13 protein-coding genes are annotated in these 14419 nt (G+C 39.5%); 12 read left to right on the top strand and 1 reads right to left on the bottom strand.

Going from position 1 to position 14419, the window contains the following annotated elements; translation table 11 throughout:
• The first annotated feature begins 2 nt into the window (after positions 1–2).
• From KF820_06265 to KF820_06220, 10 genes are all read left to right on the top strand, one after another.
• Positions 3–647: a molecular chaperone gene (locus KF820_06265; GenBank protein MBX3457941.1), complete on the top strand. Its 645-nt coding sequence runs from the start codon at positions 3–5 to the stop codon at positions 645–647.
• Positions 616–2844, top strand: a complete 2229-nt coding sequence (locus KF820_06260) for a fimbrial biogenesis outer membrane usher protein (GenBank protein ID MBX3457940.1) — start codon at positions 616–618, stop codon at positions 2842–2844. The genes KF820_06265 and KF820_06260 overlap by 32 nt, the downstream gene beginning before the upstream one ends.
• Entirely contained in the window at positions 2807–3259 is a 453-nt protein-coding gene (locus tag KF820_06255; GenBank protein ID MBX3457939.1) for a spore coat protein U domain-containing protein, read from the top strand. The genes KF820_06260 and KF820_06255 overlap by 38 nt, the downstream gene beginning before the upstream one ends.
• A 70-nt stretch (positions 3260–3329) precedes the next feature.
• Positions 3330–4736: a glutamate--tRNA ligase gene (locus KF820_06250; GenBank protein ID MBX3457938.1), complete on the top strand. Its 1407-nt coding sequence runs from the start codon at positions 3330–3332 to the stop codon at positions 4734–4736.
• 13 nt (positions 4737–4749) lie between these two features.
• Positions 4750–5550, top strand: coding sequence for an SDR family oxidoreductase (locus KF820_06245; protein ID MBX3457937.1), 801 nt, complete (start codon positions 4750–4752; stop codon positions 5548–5550).
• Entirely contained in the window at positions 5520–6542 is a 1023-nt protein-coding gene (locus KF820_06240; GenBank protein ID MBX3457936.1) for a patatin-like phospholipase family protein, read from the top strand. The genes KF820_06245 and KF820_06240 overlap by 31 nt, the downstream gene beginning before the upstream one ends.
• A 77-nt stretch (positions 6543–6619) precedes the next feature.
• Positions 6620–7756: an FIST C-terminal domain-containing protein gene (locus KF820_06235; GenBank protein MBX3457935.1), complete on the top strand. Its 1137-nt coding sequence runs from the start codon at positions 6620–6622 to the stop codon at positions 7754–7756.
• 1 nt (position 7757) lies between these two features.
• On the top strand, positions 7758–8870 hold the full coding sequence (locus KF820_06230; GenBank protein MBX3457934.1) for a HAMP domain-containing histidine kinase: 1113 nt from the start codon (positions 7758–7760) through the stop codon (positions 8868–8870).
• Positions 8860–11112 (top strand): EAL domain-containing protein, encoded by a 2253-nt coding sequence (locus KF820_06225; protein ID MBX3457933.1) that lies wholly within the window; start codon positions 8860–8862, stop codon positions 11110–11112. The genes KF820_06230 and KF820_06225 overlap by 11 nt, the downstream gene beginning before the upstream one ends.
• A 70-nt stretch (positions 11113–11182) precedes the next feature.
• The gene (locus KF820_06220; protein ID MBX3457932.1) at positions 11183–11743 is read left to right on the top strand and encodes a phosphatase PAP2 family protein; all 561 of its coding nucleotides are present in this window, start codon (positions 11183–11185) and stop codon (positions 11741–11743) included.
• On the opposite strand, the gene KF820_06215 is transcribed toward KF820_06220, so the two are convergent.
• The gene (locus KF820_06215) at positions 11740–12528 is read right to left on the bottom strand and encodes a hypothetical protein (protein MBX3457931.1); all 789 of its coding nucleotides are present in this window, start codon (positions 12526–12528) and stop codon (positions 11740–11742) included. The two genes, KF820_06220 and KF820_06215, sit on opposite strands and share 4 nt — an antisense overlap.
• 108 nt (positions 12529–12636) lie before the next feature.
• On the opposite strand from KF820_06215, the gene KF820_06210 reads away from it, so the two are divergent.
• Together KF820_06210 and KF820_06205 are read left to right on the top strand one after the other, a co-directional pair.
• Complete coding sequence (locus KF820_06210; GenBank protein ID MBX3457930.1) at positions 12637–12996, top strand: hypothetical protein; 360 nt, start codon at positions 12637–12639, stop codon at positions 12994–12996.
• Between the two features lie 100 nt (positions 12997–13096).
• Positions 13097–14410: a hypothetical protein gene (locus tag KF820_06205; GenBank protein MBX3457929.1), complete on the top strand. Its 1314-nt coding sequence runs from the start codon at positions 13097–13099 to the stop codon at positions 14408–14410.
• The last annotated feature ends 9 nt before the right edge of the window (positions 14411–14419 follow it).

The following is a 14419-nucleotide window of genomic DNA, read 5'->3' as shown; positions in this document are numbered from 1 at the left end:
AAATGAGATGGACCATCTTAGTTTTCTTAATTAAACAGGCAACAACCTTTGCAGCAACGACGATTAGCCCTGTCCTATTAAAAATTACGCCTAATAATAAAATAACATCTTTCGAAATAAGAAATTCCAATACCACAAACATCAGCTTCCAGATTGATATTTGTGATTGGGATAATTGTCATATCGACAAAATAGGCAGTATTGATCCCAATTGGATCATATCCCCAAAAATTATAAGTATTCCACCAAATGGTAAACAAATAATCCGTTTAACTCAACGCAACATATCATCTCAGGCTACAGAACAAAAAAAGCGCCTCCTTGTGCGTGAAATTGAGACAACACCAAATCAAAAGGGCATAAAAATAAAAAGCAACTATAGCATTCCGCTATTTGCGCGCAATACAAAACCTCAGATTGATAAAAAACCTTATATAAAAGCAAATGGTGACATCCTAGTTATCACGAATGAATCGAATACATTCATTACCTTAGGAAGATTGTATAACAGAGAGAATTCACTTGTTATCGGTGGTTACGTCCCAGCTCATGAATCAAAGACTGTGAAATTACCATTCAGTATTGTGCACGGATCTTATAAACTGGATTATCAAATTGATGATACGAGCAAGACTCTTTCTTTTTAACGCCATTAATTTTATGATCAGCATTCAGGTCCATGCTGAAGAACTATTAGTAATAGCAACCATCAATAATAAACCATGCCAAGAGATTATCCCTGTAACTCGGGCAAATGACAAAATCATTCTGAATCCACATGCCATCGCAAAATGCCAGATTGAAACACCCGAACAATTCTTATCTATAGAGAAATCAAAGTATTCGCTGAACGAAAACAACCTTGATTTAAAAATAACTCTTGATGATCATCAAGTTTCCCCAACTATTTATAGTTCAGTCACAAATGTTAATACGACTGAAAAAACATACGCTTTTGGCCTTAACTATGATGCCGTTCAATCAAACTCAAACCACTACACAAACACATCAGCACTTCCCGAAGTCCTTCTTTTTACACCAAGCGGTATTTTTCGCAACTCAAACCTAATATCACAAACGAATCACACTCATAAGTCAATAAGACTTGAAACAAACTATATTACCGAGTTTCCATCCAGCGCAACGCGATTAAGAGTTGGAGATGGTATTACACGATCCAATACATGGGCAACCACCAATCGGGTTACCGGTGTACAGCTTGGGACTAATTTTAGTAATCAACAGAATTTTATCTACTACCCTATTCCATCCATCAAGGGTAATTCAGCCTTACTAACCCCCATAGATGTCTTTGTCAATTCATCTAAAGTTTATTCCAGTACAATCAATCAAGGCCCCTATGAAATTCAAAATATCCCGGTAATTACAGGAGCAGGTGACATAGCCGTTGAAACCACCGATCTTTTAGGCCAAAAAATCTATGTTGATGCCCCATATTACGTTTCACCGGATCTCTTAAAAACAGGGCTCCATGACTATACCCTCGAAGTCGGCAAAGTCAGAAATAACTATGGCATTAAAAGTAATTCGTACGGCCAAGCGGTCGGTCTTGTTACGCATAGATATGGTTTTTCGGATAATTTCACCCTAGAGAATAATGTTCAGGCCTCATCCAATACGAAAATCTATGGCATCACACCTACTGTACTTTTGGGGAATGTCGCAGTCCTTAGCGCAACCGGCGCCATAAGTCGAACGCATCAAGATACAGGCAAACTTGGTCAAATCTCCCTACAAAGAACATCTAAAACAGTAAGTTTTGGTGTGAATATATTACGGCAAACAAATAAATTCAGAGATATAGGTTCAATTAACAGCCAACATCCTTTAAAACTGAATATCCAAAGCTATGTTAGTTATACTCATGAATCTTTTGGGTCTGTTTCAGTCAGCTATACCAGTCAACATCGCTTTTATTCAAAGAAAACCCGTATTATAACAGCTTCCTATCAAAAAAACTTTGGTAATGGCTATCAAGTTTTCATTAATGGCAATGGTCAGATTGGTGGAAAAGGTAAAACAATCATGATCGGCATAACGAAATCTTTTGATCATGGATTCAGCGCACAGGCAACAACGAGCCGAACAGGGAACGAGCAGCGAGCCAGAATTAGTGCACAAAAAAATAGCACATCTATTTATGGCGCCACTTATGGTGGGAGTATTTCTCGTGAGAACAAGACAATGACAGGTGATGCAAGCCTCGCCTATCGTAGCCCATACGGAGATATATCATTACGAGGAAATAAATATAAAAACTCCCATTTAACACAAGCTGGGGCATCCGGGAGCCTAATCTGGTCATCGGGCGGAATATCACCCCACCAAAAAATCACATCAAGCATTGCTATCGTTAAAGCAGCAAACACACCAGATATTCCCATTAAACTCAATAATCAAATCATAGGCAAAACAGGGCAATCAGGCGCATACGTTTTACCTAATGTGACGACCTATTCAACAAACACGGTCAATTTAGATACTCAAGAAATCCCAATTCAGCTGACTATTCCTGAAGATCGAACAAGTTTCTTTACCGATGCGCAAGGCGCCTATCTTATCAGTTTTGGATTACAATCCCCGCAAAGCCACCTCACACAAGTAATTAAGTCCGATAGCAATGAACCACCCGAACCCGGCACACAAATTGCTTGGTCAACTGGCGACGTTACGTTAGTCGGTTTTAACGGTGAATGCGAAATACCTGATTCAGTACTTATGTCCACAGGAACCATAACATCTAACAACAAAACCTGCATTATTTCACCCATAGGAGAATATCAAAGTGGTCATATTACTACTACTGTTCTGTGTCACCCCTAGTTGGGGATTACAAGCCACCTGTTCAGCATCAACAAGTGGGATTAATTTCGGAATATATGATAATACATCTGCTTTACCAACCAATACGAGCGGAACAGTTTCTGTAACCTGTCAAGCACCAATTGCCGGACTATTGATAAGCTACAGCGTCTCATTTAGTGCTGGAAACGGCACAATCCCTCAACGAAAACTCAATAATGCGTCAAGTCAATTAAACTATAATTTATATAGAGATTCAGGATATAGCGTAATATTAGGCAATACTTCAGGACAGTTAATTACAGGGGGAATGCTGTTAACACTCCTCAATATCCCCGTGACTAACAACCATACATATTATGCACGATTACAACCCAGCCAACCTGCAATACCGGGTACTTATTCAGATACCATCACCATGACAGTCACATTTTGAAACTGGATTTTTACTATCTAATCAGATACTCTCAACAATATGTTTTCATTCCAAAAGATAATATAATACCATGACTGTCATTACTCGTTTTGCTCCCTCTCCGACTGGTTACTTGCACATAGGCGGAGCGCGTACAGCTTTATTTAACTATCTATTCGCCAAACATCATGGCGGAAAATTCATGTTACGCATCGAAGATACAGACCGAGCACGCTCAACCCCAGAAGCGGTTGACGCCATTCTTGACAGTATGAAATGGCTAGCACTTGATTGGGATGATGAAACGGTTTATCAGTTCTCACGCGCAGACCGTCATGCTGCTGTTGCAAAACAGTTACTTGCAGAAGGAAAAGCTTATTATTGCTATTGTTCACCCGAAGAACTAGAAAAAATGCGCGAACACGCCAAGGCAAATAATCTGCCGCCACGATACAACGGATTATGGCGCGATCGCGATCCATCCGAAGCCCCTGCAGGCGTTGCCCCTGTTATCCGATTCAAAGCACCACAAGACGGAGAAACCGTAATTGACGACCTGGTTCAAGGAACAGTTCGCATTCAAAATACACAGCTTGATGATATGGTTCTCTTACGTGCCGACGGCACACCAACATACATGCTATCTGTCGTCGTTGATGACCATGATATGAATATCACGCATATTATCAGGGGCGACGATCACCTAACAAATGCATTCCGCCAATATCATTTATATAAAGCCTGCGGATGGGATGTTCCAACTTTCGCTCATATTCCGTTAATTCATGGCGCGGATGGAGCGAAATTATCAAAACGTCACGGAGCACTGGGCGCAGAAAACTATCGTGATATGGGGTTTCTCCCCGAAGCCATGTGCAACTACTTACTCCGCCTTGGCTGGAGTCACGGTGATGATGAAGTTATCACACGAACCCAAGCGATTGAATGGTTTGATACAGATTCTATTGGAAAGTCCCCGGCCCGATTTGACATGGCAAAACTGACGAATCTTAACGCTCATTATATACGTGAGGCAGATAATACCAGACTTATGGATTTGTGTAAGCCTTTGATTGAAAACACGCTCCAGCTCAAGTTGGCGACCGAACAGTATGACCGCATCTTACGGGGCATGACCGGCCTTAAGCAGCGTGCAAAAACAATCCTTGAATTAGCAGAGAATTCATTGATTTATGTACGCCTAGCAGAACATGATGAAAAGGCGCTGAAATTTGTCACACCTGCATCAAAAGCGTTGGTTACAGAAGTAATCGCTGATCTAGAGAATTTTGATGATTTCACAGAACAAGGCCTAGATGCACTGATTAGAACAACGGCTGAACGCCTAGGTGAAAAGCTTGGCAACTTAGCCCAACCGTTACGCGTCGCCTTAACAGGAAGCACCGTCTCACCGAGTGTCTTTGAAGTTATGGCGGTCTTGGGCAAACATGAAAGTTTGACGAGATTAAGAGCTTTTATCAATACTGTTGCCACATGAGGGAGAGATGATGATGCGGTCTCCCCTTTTCTTTTTCGGATATGGTTATGTGGCACAATACATGGCCAAATTACTTCCTGAATTCCCTCATATGGGAACAACTCGTCAGAATTTCCCTGACTTAACGCCTGAAATTCTTGACCAATTTGATCACTTTTTGATTTCTATTCCGCCCAACGAACATGGTGATGTTGTCCTACAAACCTATAAAGACTACTTCAAATCACGCACAAAACCTATTCGATGGATTGGATACTTATCCACGACGGGGGTTTATGGTGACCATAGCGGAGGCTGGATCAATGAAACAACCCCAGCAACCCCATTAACTAACCGATCAAAATGCCGACTTTTAGCCGAACAGCAATGGCAAGGTACAGGCCTTCCTGTCAAAATATATCGTTTATCAGGGATATACGGTCCTGGACGTTCAACTCTAGATCGAATCATAACAAGTGACATACAGATTATTGAAAAACCAGGTCATTACTTTAATCGAATTCATGTTGATGATATTTGTCGGATCCTCATTGCAAGCGTCGATTCTCATCACAATTTATTTAATTTAGCAGATAACCTACCCTCTGAACTAAGTGATGTATATCGATATGCCTATCAGTTATTAAATAAAACTGCTCCCGATAGCATCCCCTTTGACCAAGCAGCACTGTCCCCCATGATGAGAGAATTCTATTCAGAAAACAAACGGATAGATAATCGTCTTATTAGGGAAATTTTAACACAAGATCTGTTATACCCAACATATAAAGAAGGGTTGCAGCAATGTCTAAATCACCAAAGAAAATCAACTTAGCCTTACAGGGAGGCGGCGCACATGGGGCTTTCACGTGGGGTGTTCTTGACCGACTTTTAGAAGAAGACGATCTTGAAATAGAAGGCATCAGTGGCACCAGTGCAGGCGCAATGAATGCCGTTGTGCTTGCCGAAGGAATGATAGATGGCGGTCGCGAGGGTGCAAAATCTGCATTACAGTCATTTTGGTGGGAAATCAGCTTATTAGGCAGCGTTTTTAATCCAATCAAAAAAACACCGAGCGAGAAAATAGAAGATCCGTGGAATTTAGACTGGTCTTTAAGCTACACCTATCACGAGTTGATGAGTCGCATCCTATCTCCGTATCAAAGCAATCCTTTAAATATAAACCCGTTAAAATGGGTCTTAGAAAAAAAACTAAACTTCAAAAAACTCTGTGATAGCCCGATCAAACTCTTTATTGCAGCAACATCTGTCACAACAGGGCGTGCCCGGATATTTAAACATGACGAAGTTACATTAGATAGTTTACTTGCATCAGCCTGCATCCCTTTTATATTTCAAGCAATAAAAATTGACGATGATTATTATTGGGACGGGGGATACATGGGAAACCCAGTGCTATGGCCATTAATTTACAAATGCTCTAGTGAAGATATCCTGCTTATCCAAATCAACCCCATAATTCGCAAAGAAATTCCCTATACATCAAACGACATTATTAATCGAATAAATGAAATAACATTTAATTCGAGTTTAATCGCCGAAATGCGCGCCATTAATTTTGTTAGCCGCCTGATTGAAAAAGGTAAACTCAGTCAAGATGAGTATAAAGACGTAAAAATACACGTTATCAAGCAAGATACCACTCATTCCGACCTCAACGCATCATCTAAGCTAAATACAAACTGGTCCTTTTTTCAACACCTTAAAAATATGGGGCGTCATACCACCGAGACTTGGCTTAATGAAAATAAAAAATTTATTTCAGAAAAATCCTCAATCAATATTTTTGATACTTTCCTTAAATAATTCTTGTCTTGAATTAAGGTCTTTTTAACTTTGACAGACCTATAATAACTTACAGCCAAAAATATCAGGAGGGGCTTATGAAAATTACGCAGATGTCGTGGGATAGTTCTGCGGGTTGGAAACATATTTATGGCGATACAACTATAACACCACAACTTATCCTCTGTTTTGGCTCACGGTCAGTCCTTACTGACGAAAGCCACTATTACTACTTGCATAAAAACTATCCCAATTGCACGATCGTATGCTCTTCAAGTGGCGGCGAAATCTTAAATGATGAAGTTCACGATAACACAATTATTGCAACATTAATTGAATTTGAAAAAACAACAATTAAAGCAATGGTTCTTGATATCATATCAACAGAAATGAGTTTTGACATAGGTCAAAAAATTGCTCAGGAGTTAAATAAACCTGACCTTGCCGGCATATTTTTAATAACCGATGGATTATCCGTTAATGGCAGTCAGATTGTTAGTGGATTAAGCTCATTATTACACAACAAAATCCCCGTGACTGGGGGAATGGCAAGTGATGGTGAAAATTTTGAAAAAACTCTCGTGGGACTAAATGCACCAGCGTCATCAAACAAAGTGGTGGCCATCGGCTTTTATGGAAAAAACGTGAAAATTGGCCATGGTAGTATGGGCGGATGGGTGCCATTCGGACCAGAAAGAGAAATAACAAAGTCAAAGGGGAATATACTTTACGAGTTATCAGGTCGCCCGGCTCTTACCTTATACAAAAAATATCTAGGCGATTCAGCCGATAAACTACCAAGTGAAGCTCTGCTTTATCCCTTATCGATAAAATCAACGATTGATTCAAATGATGAAACTGTACGTACGGTTCTAGCTGTTGATGAAGAAGCCCAATCTTTAACTTTCGCGGGTGATATCCCCGAGGGAAGTGTTGCGCAGCTAATGTATGGAAACTTTGACAATCTTATCGAAGGTGCTGAAAATGCAGCTGAACAAGCAACAATTAATACAGGATCAACAGAACAGCTGGCCATTCTCATCAGCTGTATTGGGCGCCGAATGTTAATGGGGCAGAATATTAATGATGAGCTTGAAGCTATCTATTCCTATTGGAATAAAAAAATCCCCTTAACTGGTTTTTATTCTTATGGCGAGATATCACCCCATCAAAAAACAGGTGAATGTAGTCTTCATAATCAAACAATGACAATCACAACGATCGGAGAGTCATAAAATGATTAGTTTTATTCCACAAACCAATTTATTGAAAAGACAATTATCAAAATCAACTCAACCTGATGGAAATATTAACATCCAACTTCTTCTGGAACTTGTGGATCGGGCTTACCTAGAAAACATAAAAGAACGTCGACTTGCAGAAACGAATCTAAAAATTATGTCAACAGAGCTTCTTGAATCAAATCGTGAATTGAGGATCCAAACAAACGAGTTAAAGGAAAGCAAAGATCGCCTAGTAGAAGCAACAAACCAAGCATCAAAAGCTGCGCGTGTTTCTGGAATGGCTGAGGTTGCCACAAATGTAATCCATAATATTGGGAATACACTCAATAGCGTTAATACAACAGCAAGTATATTAACAGAACGTTTTAAGACGACTAAATTCAGTAATTTTGGAAAACTCGCAGCTTTATTAAATGAACACAAAGATAATTTAAATGAATTCTTTATTAATGACCCCAAGGGAAGATTGGTACCACAATATATCCTTGAGTTATCAGAGCACTGGAAAACAGAAGTTCCCCATTTAGCAAATGATCTCTATGAACTTAATAAAAACATTGATCATATCAAAGACTGTATCGCCCTTCAGCAATCTATGGCTAAGAACGCCGGAATGCTTGAGCCGACAAATCTGTCAAAAATCATTGATTCAATTATTGAATTACAATTGAAAGAAATCAGATCAAGCGCGATACAAATAGAAACACAATATGCAACACTACCCTCGTTAATGCTAGATCGAATAAAGATTTATCAGATTTTCGTTAATCTACTGCAAAATGCACGCCAATCCATCATTATAAATAAGTCTGAAAACCGCGAAATAAAAGTCTCTATTCACTCAGATAACAGCAGTTTTGTCACTGTTTCAATCACAGACACAGGGGGTGGCATTAGTCCGGACAACTTAAAAAAAATCTTTTCTCATGGGTTTACCACGAAAAAAGATGGTCATGGTTTCGGACTTCACTACTGCGCCAATGCCGCTAATGAAATGGGCGGAAAAATTTCAGTTGATAGCCCCGGCGAAGGATTAGGAGCAACATTTACATTAACCCTCCCTTATCAGCAGGTAGATACTTATGGAGACCCAAATGCAGCCTAGTCAGAAATATAGAATTCTTATTATTGATGATAACCCTGCAATTCATGAAGATATTCGTCGTGTCCTGAAAGAAACAAAACAGAATATATCCGAAACTGAAACAGAACTCTTTGGGACCCCAAGACAACTCCCCAATGTGAATGGCCCAAAACTTGAGATTGATTCAGCCTACAATGGTGTGGATGGCTATAAAATGGTCATTGACGCATATGAAGCAAAAAATCCATACGCTCTTGCTTTTGTTGATGTTCGGATGCCCCCTGGTTGGGATGGCATAAAAACCATCAAAGAATTTTGGGATAAGGATCCGGATATTCAAGTTGTTATATGCTCAGCCTATTCCGATTATTCTTGGACTGATATTATGAATGTTCTTGGTTTATCAGACAGATTGCTTATCTTAAAGAAACCATTTGAATACAGCGAAGTAAAACAACTTGTCAGCACGCTAACCCATAAGTGGTTTATTTCAAAAGAACTTGCTAAGAATCTTAAATTTCTCGAAGATACCGTTGAAAGTCGCACATATGAATTACAGAACGCACTGTCAATTGCTACAGCGACATTAGAGTCGTCTCAAGATGGCCTACTCGTTCTTGATAAAGATGGAAAAATACTAAATTATAATCAACGATTTGTACGCATGTGGCGTGTTCCGGGATCGATAATAAAAAGGATGTGTCAATTTGCGTTAAATGATCACTTGAAATCAATAGCCCATACAAATTTTCTAGAATATGACTATCCTTTTTCTAAGGTTGGTCAAAGCATCGAAGTTACTTGGGATGAAGGAAGGACATTTAGCGTTAACTTCTTTGCCTATATGGTCAATGATACCCCTCAAGGGATTCTTATTTCAACAAAAGATGAAACGCAACGCAAACTCTTTGAAAAGGAGCTCACGTATGAAGCAACACACGATTATCTAACAGGTCTACCCAATCGATTTTTACTTGTTGATCGCCTTAAGCAAGCTCTTACATTAGCTCAACGTAATTCTCGAGGTGTTGGTGTTATCTACTTTGATCTTGACCGCTTTAAATATGTTAATGACACCTTGGGACATGCCGTTGGTGACGGATTACTACAAGGAATTGCAGCGAATGTCCGAAGTATAATGCGTGAAAGTGATACATTGTGCCGTCTGGGCGGCGATGAATTTGTCGTGGTGGTCAATGATGTTGAAAATAAAGAAGACCTAACCAATTTTGTTTATAGACTCCAGCAAAGTCTTGAGAATGTCTTTATCGTTGATGATTATGATATCAGAATCGGATGCAGTATCGGCGTATCGTGCTACCCCGAACATGGTACAGATCCGGATATTCTTTTAACCAACGCCGATTCTGCTTTGTATCATGCAAAAGAAAATGGCCGAGGTTCATTTTGTATCTATAGTGCGGGTATGAGCGATAAGAATACAGCAAGCATTGAAATTGAACGACAACTGAAATATGCCTTAGACGCAGATGAGTTTCAATTATTATATCAACCAATTTTTGATGCTGAGACTGAAAAAATCGTTGGCGTAGAAACACTTTTGCGCTGGGATAATCCTGTTTTAGGGGCAGTTTCACCATCAGAATTTATTCCGATCGCTGAAAAAAGCGGTAAAATCGTTGCTATTGGGGAATGGATTATTGAGAATGTACAAAAAGAGATTACCCGATGGAAAGAACACAATTTAGATATATACGCGGCTATTAATATTTCCGGAATACAGCTCAAATCCACGGATTTCCTAAAAATATTTCATAATCTATCTAAAAACAAACAGTTCGATCTGTCGAAATTAGAAATCGAGTTAACGGAATCAATCCTGTTAGAACAAAGTGCTAACATTCTAGATAGCCTTAACGCCCTTAGATCCATGGGGATGAAAATATCACTTGATGATTTTGGAACTGGGTATTCAAGTCTGACCTACCTAAGACGGTTCCCTGTCGACAAAATAAAAATTGAACGAGCTTTTATCACTAATATTCAGAATGAGCGAGATTCCCAAGCTATCGTTTCTGCCATTATTGCCATGGCACATAAACTCGATTTAAAAATAGTTGCAGAAGGTATTGAATACCCTGAAACAATTTCAATTCTAAAAGAAATGTCATGCAATTATCTTCAGGGCTATTTATACTGCAAACCCATCACAAGCGATGAATTATTGGAAAAATATGCAATAACAAGTTATCCTACCCTGTCGAAAAATGCTATCGAATCAAGAGAAGGATTCAAATTATAAAATTAATTTTATTTAAAATTACATTATATTTTGGCAGAATATCTGTAAGTAAAATTAATTGGAATTCCTCATGCGTCGATTTCTTATCCTTGTATATATATTGTCAAGCACTCAACTGCATGCAAAACAGACAACTGCCGGAACCATTGCTGACATTGGACAGATATTAAATCCGGCAATCGGATTCGCCTTGACTGTGATGAAAGAAGACGAACCGGGCATGTATCAGTGGCTATATTCAACAGTGACCAATGCACTTTTAACAGCGGGCATTAAAGGAGCCACGAATAAGATTCACGGCGGGCGAGACAAAATGAATAAACGCCCCAATGGAAAACCCCACAATTTCCCAAGTGGACACACCTCATCAGCCTCAGTCGGTGCAAATTTTATTGCCATGCGATATGGTTTTACTTACGCAATTGTCCCCTATATTATCCTTGGGTTCACTGCTGCCGGTCGTGTCCAAGTTGACAAACATACCGAAGCTGGCGTTGTCGCCGGTGCTATGGTTGGGCTGCTATCTGCATTTATTTTTACCAAGAAATTTGTTGAGAAAAACCAATCATTGACTATAGCACCCGTTACGAGCAAGGAGTTCACGGGGCTACATGTTGTCTGGCGGTTCTAATTGTTAAATGCAGCAATGATTTTAGATGAAATATCAGTTGCCATGGCATCGACTTTAGCATCGTTAATGCCATAAGATGTGTCATGATGGGCAAAAATCCAATCTTTGAATCTAGCCGCTAATAATTTTCGTTGAAAGTAATCAGACCAAACGAATTCATCCGTTGGCAAACCTGATACAATGCCCAACTGACCTTGGCGTCGCTCAAAAGTACGCATAGGATTAGCTTCTATAAAAGCAGTTGGATAAATCCGATTCATCCATTGGTCGCGCCATATTGTACGTTGTTCCACATCAGACATATCTTTTGCAACAACCAAACTTGTTAAGATCGTTAGCCATTCACGATCAAAAATCAAAACACCTTTTTGATATGATGAATTTAATAACTCTTGCTCAAAACTTGTAATTCGCTGCTCAACTAACTGTTTGTGTTTATTGAACACTTCACGAGCCTCGCTTAGGGATGATGTTAATTTTCCATATCCCCCTTTTTCCTGTTCATAAATCTTATTCATTTCCTGAAATGGTGCAAAAACCTGAACATATAACCCTGCATTCTTAAGTTTCTCAACAAGTTTTGTCGTCGTCGATGTTTTTCCTGCCCCCTTGGTTCCGCAAATAGCAATAATTTGAAAATCCTTAGAATCAACATGATGGATTTTCATCAAAGGTTTTTGGACTTTTGGGATATCTTGATCTTTCAGCCACGTAATATCATGCTGATTATGATGTTGAGCCATGGATCCTCCTATCAAAATAAGATACGTTAGTACTTTACGCATAAAATCTCCACTAATTAATTCCATTACCCCCTTAAATATTAACCCTTTATTAACTTTTTAGCACTATGTATTCCCTGTAAAGACCACTATTAATATTGGAGGAATATCATGAAAAAGTTACTATTAGCCGTAAGCGCAATCGCACTCATGTGCAGCGTACCATCTATGTCAGAAGCAAAACCCCATATGTCCCATGAACAAATGATGGAAAAAAAGGGAGCTAAGCATGATGCCCACATGGCAAAAATGCAAAAAAAGCATGATGCCCGCATGGACAAAATGAAAACTAAACACGATGCTCGCATGGCAAAAGAAACAGACCCTGCAAAAAAAGAAGCAATGCAAAAAAAGCATGACGCTCGCATGGAGAAAATGAAAGCTAAACATGAAAACCGTATGGAGAAAAAGAAAGCAAAGCACGATGCCCGCATGGCAAAAAAGGCCGCTAAAGCTCCTGCTGTAGGATAACGACCTCTTTCAATAAAAAAGGCACCTTCGTGGTGCTTTTTTTATTATATTAACGATACATCAAGATCTTAGCTCTATTATATGGTTAAGGAGACAAGTCATGATCTATCTATTTCTTGCGTATTTTACGGTGCTATCAGCCCAGCAGCCAGAAAATAATCCATTTAATCCTGATCTTGCATGGAAACCAAAAACAGACATACAAGAGTCATTCGATGCTGACTTTATGGTGATGATGGCAACGATGTTTCCTAAATCTTACTTAGCAGAGCACGAAATGGGTATTGGCTATAAATCATCTATAGACCGTCAAGATTTTGTCAAACGCCTTTATCTATTACTTCTTTTGAACCCACCGAAATTTCGTCAAGAAAAAGCCGAATTAAATCAGGCGCAATATGAGCATAAAACCCAAAGCGTCAGTTATTTAATGCGGGGCAGACGATGGATGATTGATTTTACAGGTATCCCTGCTGAGGATGTATTCAACTTTTTAACAGGCAACACCAACATTTCATTCAACCGAACATTTGCCTCACATGGTGCTCATATCAATAAAAATGGGTATATTATTGAAGATAAATTAACAGGGGTAAAAACCTATCAAACATTTACCCATGGACTTTTAAAGCGTCATAAAGGGGTCAATATTCCGTTAGGTGGCTATGGTAATTTTGCGATCAACAAAAGCTATCGCATCGGTGCGGATGGTAGGCCTATTGATCAAACAGGAAAGCTAATCAAAAGTAAGATCCAACATGGTCATGTTTACGCATATGTTCAGACATTCGGCAGAAAACCTGTTCCTGGTAAAGCAACTCCAGATATACGATCAGTCTTGTTAATTGGAATTGAACCTGCCGCTCCGGGATACAAATCCATGTTCAAAGTTGAACATAATGCTGCCAGCGGTTTTAAAGATTCGACGCTTGACCCATCTCTGACAAATTCTAAAAAATGGCGACATTCCGGTATTACGATTCAGCCCGCTGATTATAATGGCATGCTAACATCCATGGACATAAATGCCGTTTTACGGTGGGAACATGCCTGCAAAAAATTCTTGTCACTTCCACTCGATGTGCAACACCGTTTTATGGAAAAGTGGTTACGCCTGCCCGCAAAGCAACTAGTGGATCAACATAATGAGATTATGAAGGACATTTTCGATGCATCCCGTCAGGTGAATCACAAGCCAACATTACCCGAGAAACAACACCAATCAACTCAACAAAATACTCCTGATGATCAAAAACCAATGATACCGAGCAAACAGAATCTATGGGTTCAACCAAGCCCCCCTGAGATTCAAAAACCAATAATGCCAAACAAACAACAGCAATTGCTTCGACCACGTATCCCACGCGATGCACTACCGCTAAGGAAAAAAACAACTCAAGCTCCTGTGGCTTAGGGACGTAGG

Source organism: Candidatus Paracaedibacteraceae bacterium, assembly GCA_019636055.1.
Lineage (GTDB): Bacteria > Pseudomonadota > Alphaproteobacteria > Paracaedibacterales > Paracaedibacteraceae > Paracaedibacter.
Note: the sequence above shows the minus strand (reverse complement) of the source record. Positions and strands in the feature narration are given on the sequence as shown.

Excerpts from the sequence above, each read along its gene's own strand:
- KF820_06215 (MBX3457931.1), bottom strand. The coding sequence starts at position 12,528 with ATGCGTAAAGTACTAACGTATCTTATTTTGATAGGAGGATCCATGGCT.
- KF820_06240 (MBX3457936.1), top strand. The coding sequence starts at position 5,520 with ATGTCTAAATCACCAAAGAAAATCAACTTAGCCTTACAGGGAGGCGGC.
- KF820_06245 (MBX3457937.1), top strand. The coding sequence starts at position 4,750 with ATGCGGTCTCCCCTTTTCTTTTTCGGATATGGTTATGTGGCACAATAC.
- KF820_06265 (MBX3457941.1), top strand. The coding sequence starts at position 3 with ATGAGATGGACCATCTTAGTTTTCTTAATTAAACAGGCAACAACCTTT.
- KF820_06225 (MBX3457933.1), top strand. The coding sequence starts at position 8,860 with ATGCAGCCTAGTCAGAAATATAGAATTCTTATTATTGATGATAACCCT.
- KF820_06250 (MBX3457938.1), top strand. The coding sequence starts at position 3,330 with ATGACTGTCATTACTCGTTTTGCTCCCTCTCCGACTGGTTACTTGCAC.
- KF820_06220 (MBX3457932.1), top strand. The coding sequence starts at position 11,183 with ATGCGTCGATTTCTTATCCTTGTATATATATTGTCAAGCACTCAACTG.
- KF820_06210 (MBX3457930.1), top strand. The coding sequence starts at position 12,637 with ATGAAAAAGTTACTATTAGCCGTAAGCGCAATCGCACTCATGTGCAGC.
- KF820_06205 (MBX3457929.1), top strand. The coding sequence starts at position 13,097 with ATGATCTATCTATTTCTTGCGTATTTTACGGTGCTATCAGCCCAGCAG.
- KF820_06230 (MBX3457934.1), top strand. The coding sequence starts at position 7,758 with ATGATTAGTTTTATTCCACAAACCAATTTATTGAAAAGACAATTATCA.
- KF820_06235 (MBX3457935.1), top strand. The coding sequence starts at position 6,620 with ATGAAAATTACGCAGATGTCGTGGGATAGTTCTGCGGGTTGGAAACAT.